This is a genomic window from Occallatibacter sp. (genome assembly GCF_036502485.1).
GTDB lineage: Bacteria > Acidobacteriota > Terriglobia > Terriglobales > Acidobacteriaceae > Telmatobacter.
Genome location: NZ_DASXYM010000128.1, coordinates 33,300 through 50,177, shown reverse-complemented (window position 1 = coordinate 50,177; position 16,878 = coordinate 33,300). Strand labels below are relative to the sequence as shown.

Below are 16,878 nucleotides of genomic sequence, written 5' to 3'. Positions count from 1 at the left end.
ACTCGCGGGTTCGAGGAGATGCCAGTCCGCCTCCAATCAAGAGGCCTGTTCTGCAGAGGCGCGCACACGTGCGCAATCCCCACGGCTTGCCGAATTCTCAGTATACCTGAGCCGCGGGTTTCAGCCAAGCCGGCGGCAACTCCCGGTGGTGTTGAAGAGGCCAACTCACGGCGGCGGAGCAAAAAAAGAACCCCTTCCACGAAGGAAGGGGATGGAAGGTACACAGTCAATGAACAGGAGAGGTCCAGAAAGGGAGCCGGCCGGGCAGCGATTACTGGCCGGAAGCAGGTGTGCTGGTGAAGGTCAGGGTGGCGTCCTTCAGCTGAACAGCCTCGAGGGTATTGGCGCCAGCATTGCTGGTGGTGGTGAGCTGCGTACGGTCGTGCTTCTCCGAGATGAACTTGGCGGGAGCTGTGACGGTGACAGGCTTGCCGGCGTTCTTCTGCTCGAGCGTGACCTGAACATCGGGAGCGGTGCCGGTCCATGTGAGCTTGTATTCACCGGCGGGCAGCTTGGTGTTGCCTACCGTGGTGGTTTCAGCCAGGGTGATGTTCTGAGAGCTCTTGGCTGCAAACGAAGGGATGGACAACGCGGAAAGGATAAGGGCAAGGCCGAAGAAACGCTTCATGTATGCACATTCCCAGTGCCCCAGGAATTCTCTTGCGAGAGAGGCACAACTCGATTACACGCCTTTGGAGATGATTTCGACCTTAAGAAGTGTTAACTGCTCTGCTGGGTCCGGTAATCAGGAATGTATTGCAGGGAAACTCACGCGGCCTTTAGGGATTGACTTCGGGGACGAGCGGAATGACGATGCGCACGCGCAAGCCGGGCGAAGCATTCTCAGCGGAGATGGAGCCGTGGTGGGCCTGCACCGCGCGTTTGGCGATGGAGAGGCCGAGTCCGGAGCCGCCGCCGTTGACATTGCGTGCTTCTTCCACACGGAAAAACGGATCGAAGAGGCGGGTGAAGGTGTCTTCCGGGACGCCCGGGCCGTGGTCGCGCACCACGATGATGGCGTTCGTCTCCTCACGTTCAAGCGACACCTGGATGGTGGATTTATCGGGAGAGTAGCGGATCGCATTGCGCAGCACGTTCTCAACCGCGCGGCGCAACAATTCGCGACTGCCGAGAGCCTCGCCGTCGAGCTTTTCTGTCACCTCAATCCGGCAGCAACGCGCCTCTGCTTCCACCGTGCAGTCACACACCACGTTGCGCACCACTTGTGTGATGGGCACGGCTTCGGCTCCGCGCAGAGCGGGATCGCCTTCAACGAAGGTGATTTCGACAATGTCGGAGACCAGCGAGGCGATGCGATTCACGTCGCGCTCGATGCGATCGAGAGCGGCGTTGCTGTCTTCTGAGGTGCGGGCCAGTTTGATGGCGAATTTGAGCCTCGCCAGTGGGGAGCGCAGTTCGTGGGATATATCGCCAAGCAGGCGGCGCTCACTGACGATGAGGCGCTCCAGGCGCTCCGCCATCACATTGAACGATCGCCCCAGCTGGCCTATTTCGTCGGGCCGCCGGGTGCTGATGCGCACGGACAGATCGCCGTGGCCGAACTGCGCAATGCTCGCCGCGACGCGGCGGATGGGCAGGATTACGCCCACAGCCGCAATCCAGAAGATGACAGCGATGGTTCCGATGACGAGGAAGTAATAGGGGAGGAAATCCCACACGTGGAGCCGGCCGAGGGGTCCAACGGCGGCGAACCAGTATTTGCCGTCGGGGGCGCGGTGCGCGATTGTCCAGTAACCCTGATGGCGAATGCGCGCGATGGTTTCAGGGGGCTTTGGCAGGAACCCGGATCGGTCGTCACCGGTCACCAGGTCAATTCCGCGGGAGTCGAGCAGGTAATGCGAGCCGTGGAACGTATGGTCAAGGCGCCCCATGTAGTCCTGCAGCGCCTGCCTGCCGTGTTGCTCGTATTCTTCCCGCGCGCTGTCGAGCTGGAGCTGATCGAAGCGATTGAAGGTGGGATCGATGGTGAGCCTCTGCATGCGGTCGGAGATGGCGCGGAAGACGAGGAACGAGACCCCGAGTATGCAGAGCATGGAGAGCAGAGTGGCGATGAAGAGGGACTTGAGCCGCACGGATCAGTTGCCCCCCGTGAACATGTAGCCAACGCCGCGGATGGTCCGAATGAGACGAGGGCCGCCGTCGAGCTTTTTGCGGAGATGGCTGATATGAACGTCGAGAAACCGATCGTAGGGCGTGGCTTCGCGCTCAAACAGCGCGGCGGTGATCTCATCGCGGGAGACGATGCGCCCGGCGGAGCGAATGAGCATCTCCAGCAAATCAAATTCAGTGGAAGTGAGATCGATGGGACGGTCGCCGCTAAAGGCCTCGCGCGTGGATGGGTTCACGCGGACTGAGGCGACAACGATGGATTCTGCCAGGGGCTGAAGATTCAATTCGGTACGGCGCAGCACGGCGCGGACGCGCGCCAGGAGCTCGTCGGGATCGAAGGGCTTGGGCAGATAGTCGTCCGCGCCCGCGTCGAGGCCCTGGATCCGATCCTGCTGCTGCACGCGGGCGGTGAGCATGATGACGGGAGTCTGCCTGCGGCGGCGTAACTGACGAAGGACCTCAAAGCCGTCGAGGACCGGGAGCATGACATCGAGGATGACCAGATCGAAGGCGCCGTTGAGTGCGGACGCCAGGCCTTCGCGGCCGTTGTGGAGACACTCGAGGCGATGGCCGGCCTGGGCGAAGAATTCGCGCATCATGCCGCAGAGTTCGGCGTCGTCGTCAACCAGAAGCAGTGACAGGGATTTCGATCTCTCCTGAGGGTCCATGATGCGTTTAATTCGTGCTCCGGTCCCAAGTCTCGCATACTCTGCGGGGGCGGTTCTCTATTTAACAAAACTTAAGGTGGGCGCGCGCGAGGTCAAAGGAGCGCGAGCGCGGGCGGAAGCGGCCACGAAAGAGGAAATTCCGTGCGGCGGCGGCAGACTCGCTGCGCCGAAGGCCGTGCGGTTCCCGGGGCGTGCCGACTTAGAGCTCGCCCACCAGTGCTGTAAGCCTTGGCCTGTAGGTACGGCTCATCACAACCGCGTGTCCATCGCGCAGTATCAACTGATAATTGCCGCTGAGGCTGGGGCGAATTTCGCGAATGCGGGCAATGTTCACAATCGTGCAGCGGTGAACGCGAACAAACGCCTGCTGATCGAGTCTCTGTTCGAAGTCCGACATCGTCTCGCGGATCATGTAGCCGTCTTTTCCGGCATGAACCTTGACGTAGTTGCCGGCTGATTCGATCCAGTCGATCTCCGCCTGGCGAATGAGCAGCGCATTTCCATCCACCTTAAGCATGATGGGCCGGGTGCGTTCCACCTGCCCCTTGATGGAGCGCACCAGCTCGGCAATCTGGGGATCGATCTGTCCTGTCCTATGCGCGAGTTTGCGACGCACGCGGTTGAGAGCCAAATCGAGGCGATCGGAACTGAAAGGTTTGAGAAGGTAGTCAACCGCGTGTACATCGAATGCTTTCAGCGCAAACTGGTCGTAGGCGGTGACAAAGATGATTTCCGGTACGTCTTGCTCGCCCAGCCTGCCCACCACGGCGAACCCATCCTGCTCAGGCATCTGCACATCGAGAAAGACGAGGTCAGGCTTCCTTGTCTGGATAGCGTGGACCGCCTCGTCGCCGTTGGCACACTCTGCGATGATCTCTATGTCCGGGTGACGGCTCAACTGGCGAACAAGCCTTTTGCGCGCCAGTTCCATATCGTCAACGATAACTGCACGAAGGTCCATCCGTTAGTACCTCCCGGTAGGGGATAACTATAGAGACGATGAAACCGGCATCAGGATAGGCGGTGATGCGCATGGAGTGATCTCCTGCGTATAACTGGTTCAACCGGGCGCGCAGGTTGTTCAATCCAATTCCGCCTGATGCGCTGAGTTCCGCGACCTGTCGGCCAGTGCCATCCCGGGCCGCGCCTTTCCCGTTGTCCTTGATGATGATCTCCACGTAATCGTTATCGCGCCGCGCATACACTGAAACTTTTCCGCCCTCGGTCCGATTTCCTATTCCATGTTTGATCGCATTTTCAACCAGCGGCTGAATCAGCATGGAGGGGACCATCGCAGGGAGCGCCTCCGGATCAACGTCGTAACTGACCTGAAGCCGGTCCTTCAGCAGTTCCTTCTGGATGTCGACATAGTGGCGGACGAACTTGAGATCGTCGGCCAGGCAGGCTGTAGGCGAGTCCTGGCGGAGTGAACTGCGCAGCAACTCGCTCAGATTTGTCAGCACACGGTCGGCGGCCTCGGGCCTGTCATAGACCAGCTCCGTGACGGCGTTGAGGGTATTGAAGAGGAAATGCGGCTGCAGTTGCCCCTTGAGCATCTGCAGTTGCGCCTCGGTGAGCCGATGCTCCTGTTCTTCGGCCTCGCGGAAGTACCGGATTCCCTGCCCGACGCCCACGATGGACCAGTACACCAGCAGATCGAAGCAACCCGCGAATGCGAGGGTCAGATAGAACGGCGCAAGTTCCTTGGCCAGGCCGGACCATAGATAGAGTGCGCGAAGCAGAATGACTTCAAGCACCGCAATCGGCAGGCTCGCAACCAGGTGAATGGCAAGGTTGCGCGGCCAGAGATTGCGCGTGAAGGGATACCGCTTGCATAGCCACAGGACCAGCGGCGAGATCAGGATCCAGGGATAAAACGCCAGGACATTCTCGATGAAGGCCTGGGGGATAGTGATGTGCCGGCGGGGTGAAGAAAAGTAAGTCTGAGGAATGAAGACGACCGCGAAGAATGTCCAGACGATGAGTTGCAACAAGGCCATCCGCCAAAAGTCAGTCGCCTGCCGAGCTTTGAAGATGCCGCGGGGAGGGGCGCTGGTACGGTCGAGAGCCGGGACGGACGCTAGCATGACTGGGACCGATTCTACAGAGGCAGGGACCGATTGCGGCGGGAGAATCGACGCCTCAAGGACGGCGGCGCACTGCCAGTCCTGTGGCGCAATGCGTTCGTCCCTTTTTCGCGTTGTTTCGTCACAAGTTTCCCTCGCCGGCAATTACAAGCGCAAGAATGACAGAACCAGAGCGCGGCCGCCGCTTCCGGCTCCTTTTGGGAGCCTGTGATGGAATTATGCGTTCCAGCATTGCTGCTGATAGATTTACCTCACTCTGCTCCTGTGGGAGCTCACGCTTGATTGAAAGCAGCTCCAACCCAAGGACCAAGCCGCCAGGCTCAGGACATGATGACCAACTTAGGACGCGATCTCAGGTATTCTCTGCGCCAGTTGCTGCGCGCGCGGGTATTCACATTGGTGGCTGTACTTACCTTATGCCTTGGAATCGGATGTAATACGGCTATCTTCAGTGTGGTTTATGCGGTCCTGATCAGGCCGCTTCCCTTTCGCAACGCGGACCGCCTGGTGTTCATCTCCGAACGCGCGGCCAAACTGGGCGCCTTGTCTGTATCCTTCCAGAATTATCGCGACTGGAAAGCGCAGAGCACGTCCTTCCAGGAATTCGGCGCGGTGCGACCCGTCACCATGTCTCTGACCGGCATGGGGGACGCGGAACAGATTCCCGGCGAGATGGTGAGCGGAGATCTGCTGCATCTTCTTGGAGTGAACGTAATTGCCGGACGAAGCATCTCCGCGGGAGACGATACACCAGGGTCGGCCCAGGTGGCGCTGCTCGGATACGGAATGTGGCAGCGGAAGTTTGGATCGTCGCCGGGCGTGGTGGGGCAAACCGTCATGCTCGACGGGAAGAGCTACACCATCATCGGTGTGCTTCCCAAAGAGTATGAAATGTTGCAGCAGCGTCCGGATGCTGTGATCGCCATGGCGCCGTGGGCTACGACGCTGCCGGATGATCGCTCGTGGCATCCGGGCATTTACCCGGTAGCACGTCTGCGCGATGGTGTTTCGATTCAGGCCGCGCAGGCCGAGATGACCAGCATCGCCAAACGCTTATTGAAGCAATACCCGGACACGGAAATCGCGCTGGATGCAGTGGTAACCGGAATGCATGAGCAACTGGTCAGCTCGTCGCGCGCCGTGCTGCTGATGCTTTCCGTAGCGGTGGGGTTTGTGCTCCTGATCGCCTGCGGGAATGTGGCCAACCTGTTGCTCACGCGCGCCACGGCGCGGCGGCGTGAGATCTCCATCCGCCGATCGCTGGGTGCAACCACGTGGGCCATTGTGCGCCAGCTCATGGTGGAAGGAGTTCTGCTGTCAGGCCTGGGCGCTATCGCGGGAGTTGCACTTGCATACCTCCTGCTGCCGTGGCTCATTCGACAGGCCGCGAGCGCGTTGCCTCCGAATGCCCACGTTCAGATCAGTGTCCCTGTGCTGATCTGCACGGCTGCGGTTTCCATGCTCGCGGGGATACTGTTCGGCCTCGCCCCTGCGGGGCAGATACAAGGCGCGGACCTTCGCACGGTGTTGAACGAAACCGACCGAGGCGCGGTGAGCCCCGGCGCCAAGGCGCTGCGTGACGCCCTCGTGATTGCCGAGATCTCAATGGCGCTGCTGTTGTTGATGGGCGCCGGGCTGTTTCTGCGGACGCTGTCGCGGCTTTCCGATGTGAGCCTCGGATTCTCAGAGGATCACCTGCTCGTCGCAGATCTCCCGGTCACGTCGCAGTTGACGGCCGGACCCGCACAGACGGTCAACTTCTACGAGAACACCCTTCGCCAGCTTGGGTCGGTTCCCGGCGTAACTGCCGTGGGAGCTGCATCGTTTCTGCCGGTAAGTGGCAATGGATCGATGCTGCACTTCAACATCCATGGGCGGCCGCCGCATAACTCGTCGGAATACATTCTTGCGAACTATCGCGCGGTGAGTGCCGGATATCGCGAGGCGCTGCGCATACCCCTGATCGAGGGTCGCTGGATCAGCGATGATGATCGCGAAGGAACCCAGCCGGTATTGGTGATCAACCAGGCGATGGCGCATGCATTTTTCCCCAACGAGGATGCGGTGGGCAAGACCATGCAGGTGGGTGCGATTCCGGATGACTCCGTGCCCTGGATGACGATTGTGGGCGTGGTGGGCGACATGAAGCAATCGCTCGTGTCCGACTCAACCAGCGAAATGTATGTTCCGTTTCGGCAGGCCAATGTGGTGCTTCCAGTACGCGCCATGAGCGTGGTCCTGCGCACGGCGTACGATCCGCATGCGGTTGCCCAGGCGCTCACAGAGGCTGTGCATCGCGTCAATCGCAACCAGCCGGTGGTGCGGGTGAGGACCATGGAAGAGAACGTGGCGCAGAATTATGCGCAGCCGAAGTTCCGCAGCCTGTTGCTGACGATCTTTGCGGGAATTGCTCTCGTCATCGCCGCGGTGGGAATCTATGGCGTGATGGCGTATTCCACGGTTCAGCGCTCCACAGAAATGGCGATCCGCATGGCACTCGGATGCAGCACGCACCGCATCTTTCTGATCGTGATAAAGGACGGCATGCGGAAGATTGCGTATGGCCTGGGGATAGGACTTGCTCTTGGCCTCTTACTCGCGCGGTCGGTCAAGTCGCTGCTGTTCGGCGTCTCGTCTGCGGACCCGGCAACGCTGGCGTTATCGGCTGCGGTGATTGTCGCGGTGGGCCTGCTGGCGTGCATCGTGCCCGCTGTCCGTGCAGCCAGCCTCCCGATTGTGGAGACAATCCGCGAGAACTGATCACACCCAACCAACGCGCCGGAGGAAAGCCTTCAAACCCTGGGCGGGTGACCACCAGCCGGCTGGGGCGCGGCAGCTTCGGGCGAGTCCGGGTTGCCGAGAGAGCCGCCGATCGTCATGTCTCCCGTTGCGCTGTTCACTATAAGGAAGAGCGGTGGGTGACTCTTCGCCCACGCAACCGCGGTATCTGCGATCTGACCCGCTCTCTCCGGAGATATCCTGGCAGCAAGCACCTTCAGGTCCGGCCCGAGCAGCTTCAGTGCACTGTCTCCGCCTTGCGCGACGGCCAGCCTGAAGTAATAGAGCGCCTTCTCCGGATCTTTGGCTACACCGTCTCCATCACGGCTCAGAATCCCGAGTACCGCGTCCGCTTTCCAAAAGCCGGCCTCTGAGGCGGCGTCAAGCCATGTGCGCGCCTCGTCGGATGTTCCGAAATCCGGATGACGCGCAATGAGAAGCCCCAGACAGTATTCAGCCGGTACATAGTTCACCTTGGCCGCCTTCCGCAACATGTCCGCAGCCCTGGGCAGGTCCGGTTTGTGACCATACTCGCCCGTGTTGAGAATTCCGAGATCATAGGCGGAGACGGGGTCATGCTTCTTCATTCCCTTCGTAAACCAGTCTTCCGCCGCCTTGCGGTCGCGCGCCACACCGGTTCCCGCGAAATACATCTCGCCCAGATAGGCTGCAGCGGCACCATAGCCCATTTCGAATGCCTGGTGAAACATCTGCAGCGCCATGGCGGAATCCCGAGGAACGCCGTTGCCTCTTGCGTACAAGGTTGCCATGTTTACCTTGGCGGCCAGACCGCCGGATGCGGCGGCGAGCTGATACCAGTGCATAGCCAGACTGAAATCCCGGGAAACGCCAGTGCCCGTCTGATACATCATGCCAAGGCGCGTCTGCGCTTCCGGCACGCCTGCTTCCGCCGCTTGTTGCAAGAACTGCGCAGCGCGGACGGGATCGCGAGGCACGTTGTGGCCAGTCAGGTAATCGAGGCCCAGCTCCAGCGCCTGACTCGGGCGTACCTTCGAAGTGTGCGTTTCCCGATCGGGAACAACGGGATCAGGAGTAGCTGCGTGAGGTGCACCGTACATCGTCGTACTTACAAGCAAGCACCCGGTTGCGAAACTATGACCTAAGAGAGAACGCATGAGAGACAGCATGATTGCTCCTTTCGGCGCGGGACAAGGCGAATGTCAACCTGGAGTGCCGCGGGGAAACCGGGAGTTACATATCTCACGTAGAATGTAGCGCGATTTCAACGGGAACGCAGCTCGACGGGAGGGACTTCATCACGGCTGCGACAGGGTTTGCCCGGATATTGACGGCGCCTGCACCCCGCTGTGCGCATCTCGTCACAAAGGTAGAGATGTTATCTAAGCTAAGCGCTCGGGCTGCACCGAGCCGGGGAAGCCCCGCAATTTTTGACTCTGCAGCCTTCGACCAGGGATTTCAAGCGCATTATCGAAAGATCCCAGAGGTCTCGCAACCAGCAGTATTCGGGATCTGTCATGACTCCGGTGTGAGTGAGGATCAGTGTCGTGAAAGCAAAGTTCCCGTTAAGCTTGATGGCTACGACGCTTTGACGTGTCGAGTGGAAGCTTCCTCTGCGCCAGGTTAAGACTACTTTGTCGCGGGATGATGCCCGAAACACACCTTCAATGGTTATGGTCTTTCCGGACAAGTCGACATACTCAATTGCATAAGCGGTGCCGCATCGCATCGCAACCCGCTCACCCGCATCGGCGTCGCCATCGGCGGGTGTTATCCACGCCTCCAGGTATTCTGGGAGGGTGAGCGCGTAGAGTAATTGTCTTCTATCGGCCAGAATGTCTGCCGAAACCGAAATCACGCGCTCCCTCGATTTGCGACCCGGGTTCTCGGGGAAAGTACGGTTACACATCGAGCTAGGGACTAGAGACGCCGTCATGATTTTGCCCCCGAGTGGGATGGAGCGATGTGGAATGCCGGCCAACGCACAGTTTGTTGGCCGGCTGCTGGTATGTGGGCGCTTAGAACCGTATCTTCCCGCCTAGCTCAATGCGCCGGCGATCGATTCCGGAAAAGACTGAGTTAGTTTGTCCCGCGCCGCTGGAATTGAAGAGCGTGTTTCCAAATGTGCCGCCCGCGTCGGCGAAGTTGCCTCCATCGATGTCGGCGCCCGGAACCCCGCGGTACTGACGGTTCAGCACGTTGTAGGCTGTGCCGCGCATCTCGACAGACAGCCGATCGTTCAGCTTGAAGGTCTTCAGAATTGCAAGATTCGCGTTGTTGATGGTCTGTCCGCGCTGCTGATTCCTGCCACCGCCGGCAAAGGGTGTTCCATAGTACTGGGCGGAGACGTTGTCATTTCGGATCCAGTGGACTGAATTGGCCGCAACCGGCTGCCCGGTGTAGTAGTTCACCATGCCGCAGCCCGCGGCGCGCGGATCGGTGCATTGACCTACGGTGTCAATGGGCGCATGCCTGTTGTTGATGATGGGGCGGCAGGTGGTGGAACCGGACACCTGGGTGGGATCGCAAAGCAGATTGTCTGCTCCGGCGCTCTCGATAACCGTGTAGGGCTGTCCACTCGTGTAGCGCCACACCGGGTTGATCTGCCACCCGCCAAGCAGCCTATTCGCGAACGAGCTAGTTCCGCCGAAGCGCGGTAACTCGAAGAGTACGTAGACCGAAGCTAACTGCGGGTAATCCAGGCCGCTGGTTCCGCGCTCCCCATTCACCAGTTCGAAGGGGCTTTGCGAGTAGTTCGTTGTATTGCCGCCGGTCAGCGTTGCATAGATCTCGCTGACGTTGTCAATGTTTTTGCTCCAGGTGTAACTCACACCGGAAGTGACGCCATGCCAGTGCTCGATGCTGAGGCGCGACTGCAGTGAGTTGTAGTTCGAGAATCCTGTGTTCCCCAGGGTGGTGAGGTTCGTTCGGCTGCAGTCCGCATAGCCGGCTGTAGCGCCGGGCGCGCCGGGCGTCGTACACGGACTAAGTCCTGCGGGAATGACATTTGCGAATCCAGCGTCGATCAGCGGCTGCAGAGCAGGGTTGCCATTTCGGTTTTCCAGCAGGCCCACGCCATGATTCCCCACGTAGCGTATCTCGCTCACTACGTGAGGCGTAATTGCCTGCTGCACGCCCAGCGACCATTGCTCCGTGTAAGGGTTGTAGAGATTTGGATCCGTATTGGATTGGGCGCGGAAGCCAGGATCGCCTCCCAGCGGCAGCTGCGGGTTCACAAGCTGGCGCATCGAGGCCGCCGAGCCATCCGACGGAATGCAATTGTTGCATTGCTGCAGCTCGGCGAAATTTACCATGGGCGTGCTCTGGGCGATGTTGGCGAAGGGATTGTTGAACGTCGCGTCGTAACCGATGTGGAACCCGCCGCGAATGATAGTGCTGCTGTGGCCGTGAAACTCCGGCTGCCATGAGAATCCCGCGACCGGGCCGAAGTTTCTACGCACGATGGGCAGAGACTGCACGGTGCGGGCGCTCAGAGGGAGAGAGGTATCCCACAGAGCGGTGTCCGGATTGGACTCGCGTTTCACCGTGAAGTCGTGGAGCCCGTTGATCGGCTGGCTTTGAATTTCATATCTAAGTCCCACAGACAGGGTCAGGTGCGGTGTCGCCTTGAAATCGTCCTGGGCGTACAACGCGCCGGCCTGGTAGGTGAGCCCGTAGACGGGATCCCCATCGGCATAGACGCTGAGCGCTGGAGTTCCCTGGATGAACTGGTCAAAGCTTGTGAAGATGAACTCGCCGTTGATGTAAGGAATTCCGTAGTCCGTCTCTGGAAAATGATTGAACTCGCCGCCGAACTTAATGGTGTGCCGGCCGCGTTGCCATGTCGCGTTGTCCTGAATCTGCGAGCTCTCAATCACCCTTCCCTGAGGCCACGCCGCATTCCCTCCAATTGACAGGTTCGTGCCATCCACAAAGGCGATACGAATTGGACATCCAGTAGCGATGGCGTCCGTCGTGCAATCGGAGAAGCCGCCGCCGCCAAAGGTGATGGAAGAGTGTGAAAAGCTGTATCGCACCTGGTTGAAAAAGTGGTCGCTGAAGGTGTGCGTCCAGTCCGCGCCAATGTAGTGGCTGGGCCCGCCCACGTTAACAAAGCCTCCGGTGACCGCTTCAGCCTGCGAGAAGTAGTTGTAGTCATAGGTAAAGTTTGTCTGGTAGATATACCTCGCGAAAAAGTGGTCATGTTCGCGCGGTTGGTAGTCAACGCGTCCCATCCACTCGGCATCGTTGAACGGAGACTTGATAGTCCTGCGAGCCGTCGCGAACTCAATGGGCACACCCAGCACGTCCATCGTGGTAGGCGGGCCGAACGTCAGGTCACCAGTGTTGATGCTGGCCGGCCCAACCGCGGCAAGGGTGCCGACCGATGGATTATTGGGGAACGCACTCTGCAGTTCCGCAATGCCGTTGGCCGTAGGGGTGACCAGCGGATTCGAAAACGACGGCGCTGCGCCGGTGCGCGCATGCTCGTAGTTCGCGCTGGCAAAAAACCAAAGCTTGTCTTTCAGAACAGGTCCGCCAACCGTGCCGCCCCAACGATTATCGACATACCTTGGGAGGGTAGGCTTGATACAGCCCGAGGCGGGATCCTGGCCGGGCGTGCAGTATCCGAAGAGCGGACTCTTTTCCTGGTTAGCAAGCGAGTCGGCCCAGCTGCCGTTGTAGAACTCGTAGGCCGTTCCATGCAGGTCATTGGTGCCGGCCTTGGTGACGTAATTCACCACTGCGCCACTGTTGCGGCCGTACTCTGCGCTTTCCTGTGTGATGATCTGAACTTCGGCAATGGCGTCGGCGTTGCCAAAGAAGATGGATGGCCCGCCGATGTTGGTGTCGTTATTAGCCTGGCCATCCAACTGAAAGTTGTTATTGCGGTCACGTACGCCGTTGGATGAAAACTCCGCGCCATTGTTGTTGGTGAATTGGTTGCCGCCGGATGGAGCCACGCCCGGGGTAAGAAGCGCCACCACGTCAAACCCATTGCCAATGGGAAGGTTGGCGGTCTTCTCCGTGTCAAACTCCTGGCTGATCTGAACGGAATCGGGCTGCAGCAGTGCCGTTGCCGCTTCCACAGTCACAGCCTCGGTTGCCCCGATCTTCAAGACCAGAGTTCCCAAGGGCGTGGTCTTCCCAGCCTGGACCAGAACGTTGGTAATGGTGAGAGGAACAAACCCCGGACCCGTGATTACCACTGTGAAAGTTCCAATCGGCAGACCCGGAATGGAGAAAGTGCCATCGCCGCCGGTCGCGGCATGCGTTGTGGTGTTTGTTCCGTTCTGCGTAACGGTGACCGCAGCAGCCTGCACCACGGCCGAGCTCGTATCCTGGACGGCGCCTGCGAGGGTGCCTGTGACAATGCCCTGGCAGTAAGCTCGAGTTCCCACGGCGGCTATCAGCGCAGGTACAAGCAACAACGCAACGAGGAAGAGCTTTCCTGATCTCATGATTGGCTCCTGGTCCGGAATCGGAACGAGACTTGCCATGCAGTTAACCTGCCGTAAGCCGTTCAGGGGTCATGGATGTGACGATCCCCTGCCATCCCGGGATGAGTTGTCATGAACTGCGGATGAAGCTCGGTTGCATCCGCCACCAGCCGGAGGAGGCGCGCCGGATTCTACATGGGTCCATATCTTCGTTGCCATGTAGTATGCGAATCTGCTTCCGATGATGAAGGGCCGGCATGCGGGGTCAGATTCACCGTTTCTGGGGGTGAATTGCGGATGGAGGGGAGTTTCGCACTTTAGTTGACTTCTAAATTTTGTATATTTCCTTGAGGGGGTCGTCTGAAAGCGTCTCAACTTATGACCGGAAAACATTTAGCCGCGCCCGCGTATTGCTTGCGGGCGCGGCTAACATACATCCCTGGATGGGTAGATGGTTATGGATTGGTTGCGCAGTAGCCCTGGACTGATCCATAGCCGAATGCGGCCGCCAGCGTATCCGGTTCAAAGGCCAGCACCAGGCCATTGAAGAGGGTCTTGGAGACAGCCTGGGTTTCAAAGTAGCGCTGGAAAGTGAGGTGGGCGAGCGGCATGAACTTGGCACCGGCTGCGGGATGGTTCGACTTGCATTGTGGCAGCAGCGCATATTCGGTAACGTCGCCTTTTTTGCTCAACAGGTTGGCGGCAGTTCCGAAGTCGAGGGAGATTTCGCGATTCAGGTGGCACGAACGGCAGGTGGGGCCGACGACTTCCAGATAGAGGTGCTCCGAACCTGCCGGCGCCGTTCCATAGGGAGCTTCACGCCAACCCGGCGGGATCCACGCATCGTTTTGGGTTGTTCCGGACATGGACTGATCGTCCGAGTAGTTGCCGCCGGGCGCGTACCAGCCATGGATAAGTTGTGCAACGTGCGGCGGCCTCTTCACCTGGCCATCGCTCTCGGCTCCCTGGCTTACGGTCATCAACACGTCCTGGTTATATCTTTTGATCTGCGGCTCCTGAGCGGCCAGTGAGAGAGGGCCGTCGCCGAAGAGCATGTTGGCCGTGTCAATGGGCAGGAAGCGGAAGCCGCTGATCTTGCCGCCATTGGGATAAGCACCGGCGCTGAGCGACTTGATTGGTGCGCCGCCATGGCAGATCAGGCAGAGTCCGGGCATCGGCTTGAATCCGAGGCCGTCGAGGTTGGGTGGAAACTTATCGCCGGCCACGATGGTCGACATGGTTTTGGTGCTGTAGTCGACAATCGGCTTTCCAATTTGCGGAGGGGTGGCGTTGATGGTCTCGGTAATCCCGCTGCCATCGTGGAAGAAGACGTACGCGTAGAGCTGCCCATAACGGCTGGTGGAGGTTGGATTGGTCTCGGCAGGCGCCCACTCGAACGCCACGTCGGCGATGCGCTCAATACACATCGCGGACCCATTGCACGGGCTGGCACCATCTCCGCCCAGAACTCCCAGGGGACGGGTAATAGCGGAGGCCATTGCAGCCGCAGCTTCAGCGTCCGTGGGATAGGCGTCGCCGCCAGATCCGAAGTTGGAGCCACCCACTGCGAAAGGAGCGACTGGATAGTTTTCGAGGTACGTGTAGATGGTCGGATTCTTGGCCGAGCAACTCGGTTTACAACGGATGAACTGGTTGCGGACGAAGCCGAGGTCGGCTGCATTCAAAACGATCACGTGCGTGTCGGCATTGACGACGTTGTCGCCATACACGCCGGCTGGCTGACCGGTGACTATATTCTGCGTCCCGTTGGTGTGCCACTGGCTGGCGTCGCCGATAAATCCAGCATTGACCAGCCACTGCGGGAAGCTCGTTTTCGACCCCGAAGGGTTGATGGCCTTGTAATAGGCCGTGGCTGAAGCGGCATTTTCTCCGCTCCCGCCGGGAAATGCGAGGAAGTGCGTCTCGTGCTGAAATTCCGTCTCATTGGGGTTGAATACATTCGGAACTCCCGGCTGCGCCGTCAAGGCGATAGGCATGAGCAAGCTGGCAAGCCCCAGGGCTAACTTCGCCATTTGTTGGATTCGCATCGATCGATCTCCTGTTGACACGTACCGGCGCAATCACTTTGGGAGCTGATCTCGCGGGTACAACCGCACATTGCGGCGCTTTGGGCCGCGCGCACGCAGCCCGGTTGTTCTGGCCCCTTGTGGGCGCAGCAGGTGACTGCGACTCCTCACATGGCTTTGTGATTGAGACGCAGCTGGATGCAGTTATGCGCGCGCATGTCCGCGAAAGCAGATCGTGGTACACCTTATGGACTTGCACCACGCAAGCTGACACCTAGGTTCGGGATAAGTGGCCCTGGAGTTACCGGTTCATTGCGATGTGACCGAGGCACTAGCCACGTGTGAGAAAGGCTCAACGGCACGGTGGCTAAATTGGCGAGCCTTGCATTCCGGTCGTCCGCAGGGCGCGCAACAGCTGGACATCCTGAGCCCTCAACGGCCGGATTGGTTGGGCGGGGAAGTAAACAACCTGGATCGAGCCAGATCCAAGACCCACAGAGACGGCTGAGAGTACCTATTACCCAGCTCTACTGTCTCCTTTGCTCCGTTTGATTGCTGACGTTAGCACGCTCACGGCACAGATGCAAAACTGAATTCATCAATTCTGGTTGAGCGGAACCAAAACCGGATGTTTGTTTGCGAGTTGAATGATTGCTTGGGTCGTGGGCTGGTTGTGCCCATGTTATATGACGATTTGTTCATGCACAGCTAAGGTCGACCGTTCCTGATAAGAAACAGATCTTTAGAGGTACCTTAGTCAGAGAAACACGACTGGGCATGCGCAAACACCTCGGCGGCTTCCGTTTCGTAACTTGGTTAGTTACTCCTGGAAGAGTTTGTCACTGTTTAATACAAGGCGCTTCGACACTCCAGCCACTTGGATCCTTCTGAGTACACATGGCTGAACTTCCGTCGGGCTTCACATGGATGCGGGTTACCGCCACAACCGCACCATCTCGCTTGTAAGTCTCTTCGAGGGTGCTCTTGTCCACCAGCTTCACCATCACGGTGCTTGCCCCTATGTTCCCCGTGACTGGCGCTTCGGGCCCATTCACCTTTGCTCTGTAAGACGAGCCCCTGGAGCTAGCAGAGGAAAGCTCAGTCCCATTGAGATTGAAGGTCCAGCTCTCCGGCTTGGTTGGAAGTTCATGCAGGGCCGACCCTCCCCACGTTCCGGCTATCAAATGCGCCCCGAAGGTTTTCTTCCCGATTCTCCTTAGCTGATTGCTGGCATGGAGTGGCGCGCCATTGGCTGGATAGATCGTAAACGTGCGGTTCAGCATATTGCCATCAGAGGAAACGGTCGAGGTTCCCTCGAAGACTACCTTCCCATCTTTCTTGATCGTCTCAGCGACCTCGTGCTCATCTACCACTTTGATAGCGATAGAGTCCGCGTCTTTCCGGCCGGTAACAGGCTGATCCTTGCCATCGGCATCTACCTTCAAAATGGGATTACAGGAAAGGCACTGAAATACCCCGAATCTCAACGTGAACACTTCCGGCTTCGCGGTCACGATGGCGTGTTGCACGTCCATCTTCCAGGTGCCGTTGAAGACGCTTTGTGCCGCTAACCCGGGCACGGACATCACAAGCGGAAGGCCCAGCAGGATGCCAGCTAGTTTCCTCATTACCAACCTCCAGGGAGTCTACCTTGGAGCTTACGAGCGAAATCGGCCGTGCGGAAGCAGAAATCTTGCTTCTGAATGTCTGCTCTTTGATTTGGGGACTAAGTCGGGCGACCGCCGGTATCTCTACTTCCGCTCATTTT

Annotated in this window: 11 protein-coding genes; 1 reads left to right on the top strand and 10 read right to left on the bottom strand. The window is 59.0% G+C overall.

Going from position 1 to position 16,878, the window contains the following annotated elements:
* Positions 1–271: 271 nt before the first annotated feature.
* The 5 genes from VGL22_RS16785 to VGL22_RS16765 all read right to left on the bottom strand — a co-directional run bounded on the left by VGL22_RS16785 (position 272) and on the right by VGL22_RS16765 (position 4,798).
* Positions 272–628 carry a hypothetical protein gene (locus tag VGL22_RS16785; RefSeq protein ID WP_465268095.1) on the bottom strand — a complete coding sequence of 119 codons (357 nt, stop codon included), beginning with the start codon at positions 626–628 and terminating at the stop codon, positions 272–274.
* Between the two features lie 151 nt (positions 629–779).
* Positions 780–2,093, bottom strand: a complete 1,314-nt coding sequence (locus tag VGL22_RS16780) for an ATP-binding protein (protein ID WP_465268094.1) — start codon at positions 2,091–2,093, stop codon at positions 780–782.
* A gap of 3 nt (positions 2,094–2,096) precedes the next feature.
* Complete coding sequence (locus tag VGL22_RS16775) at positions 2,097–2,798, bottom strand: response regulator transcription factor (protein WP_465268093.1); 702 nt, start codon at positions 2,796–2,798, stop codon at positions 2,097–2,099.
* Positions 2,799–2,997: 199 nt separating this feature from the next.
* Positions 2,998–3,759: a LytR/AlgR family response regulator transcription factor gene (locus tag VGL22_RS16770; protein WP_465268092.1), complete on the bottom strand. Its 762-nt coding sequence runs from the start codon at positions 3,757–3,759 to the stop codon at positions 2,998–3,000.
* Complete coding sequence (locus VGL22_RS16765; protein ID WP_465268091.1) at positions 3,734–4,798, bottom strand: sensor histidine kinase; 1,065 nt, start codon at positions 4,796–4,798, stop codon at positions 3,734–3,736. The genes VGL22_RS16770 and VGL22_RS16765 overlap by 26 nt, the downstream gene beginning before the upstream one ends.
* Positions 4,799–5,212: 414 nt before the next feature.
* Here VGL22_RS16765 and VGL22_RS16760 point away from each other — a divergent pair, with 414 nt between their 5' ends.
* A complete protein-coding gene (locus tag VGL22_RS16760) occupies positions 5,213–7,645 on the top strand; it encodes an ABC transporter permease (RefSeq protein WP_465268090.1) in 2,433 nt (810 codons plus the stop codon).
* Positions 7,646–7,677: 32 nt separating this feature from the next.
* Here the strand turns inward: VGL22_RS16760 and VGL22_RS16755 are convergent, their stop codons facing one another.
* The 5 genes from VGL22_RS16755 to VGL22_RS16735 all read right to left on the bottom strand — a co-directional run bounded on the left by VGL22_RS16755 (position 7,678) and on the right by VGL22_RS16735 (position 16,738).
* The gene (locus VGL22_RS16755) at positions 7,678–8,742 is read right to left on the bottom strand and encodes an SEL1-like repeat protein (RefSeq protein WP_465268089.1); all 1,065 of its coding nucleotides are present in this window, start codon (positions 8,740–8,742) and stop codon (positions 7,678–7,680) included.
* 287 nt (positions 8,743–9,029) lie between these two features.
* Complete coding sequence (locus VGL22_RS16750) at positions 9,030–9,551, bottom strand: SRPBCC domain-containing protein (RefSeq protein ID WP_465268107.1); 522 nt, start codon at positions 9,549–9,551, stop codon at positions 9,030–9,032.
* Positions 9,552–9,660: 109 nt separating this feature from the next.
* A complete protein-coding gene (locus tag VGL22_RS16745; RefSeq protein WP_465268088.1) occupies positions 9,661–13,104 on the bottom strand; it encodes a TonB-dependent receptor in 3,444 nt (1,147 codons plus the stop codon).
* A 434-nt stretch (positions 13,105–13,538) separates the two neighbouring features.
* Positions 13,539–15,131: a hypothetical protein gene (locus tag VGL22_RS16740; protein ID WP_465268087.1), complete on the bottom strand. Its 1,593-nt coding sequence runs from the start codon at positions 15,129–15,131 to the stop codon at positions 13,539–13,541.
* Between the two features lie 818 nt (positions 15,132–15,949).
* Positions 15,950–16,738, bottom strand: coding sequence for a hypothetical protein (locus tag VGL22_RS16735; protein WP_465268086.1), 789 nt, complete (start codon positions 16,736–16,738; stop codon positions 15,950–15,952).
* Between the last annotated feature and the right edge of the window lie 140 nt (positions 16,739–16,878).

Bases quoted from the DNA above. Each gene is read 5' to 3' on its own strand.
- VGL22_RS16745 (WP_465268088.1), bottom strand. From the start codon at position 13,104: ATGAGATCAGGAAAGCTCTTCCTCGTTGCGTTGTTGCTTGTACCTGCG.
- VGL22_RS16750 (WP_465268107.1), bottom strand. From the start codon at position 9,551: ATGTGTAACCGTACTTTCCCCGAGAACCCGGGTCGCAAATCGAGGGAG.
- VGL22_RS16775 (WP_465268093.1), bottom strand. From the start codon at position 2,798: ATGGACCCTCAGGAGAGATCGAAATCCCTGTCACTGCTTCTGGTTGAC.
- VGL22_RS16755 (WP_465268089.1), bottom strand. From the start codon at position 8,742: ATGTACGGTGCACCTCACGCAGCTACTCCTGATCCCGTTGTTCCCGAT.
- VGL22_RS16770 (WP_465268092.1), bottom strand. From the start codon at position 3,759: ATGGACCTTCGTGCAGTTATCGTTGACGATATGGAACTGGCGCGCAAA.
- VGL22_RS16760 (WP_465268090.1), top strand. From the start codon at position 5,213: ATGATGACCAACTTAGGACGCGATCTCAGGTATTCTCTGCGCCAGTTG.
- VGL22_RS16735 (WP_465268086.1), bottom strand. From the start codon at position 16,738: ATGAGGAAACTAGCTGGCATCCTGCTGGGCCTTCCGCTTGTGATGTCC.
- VGL22_RS16740 (WP_465268087.1), bottom strand. From the start codon at position 15,131: ATGCGAATCCAACAAATGGCGAAGTTAGCCCTGGGGCTTGCCAGCTTG.
- VGL22_RS16785 (WP_465268095.1), bottom strand. From the start codon at position 628: ATGAAGCGTTTCTTCGGCCTTGCCCTTATCCTTTCCGCGTTGTCCATC.
- VGL22_RS16765 (WP_465268091.1), bottom strand. From the start codon at position 4,798: ATGGCCTTGTTGCAACTCATCGTCTGGACATTCTTCGCGGTCGTCTTC.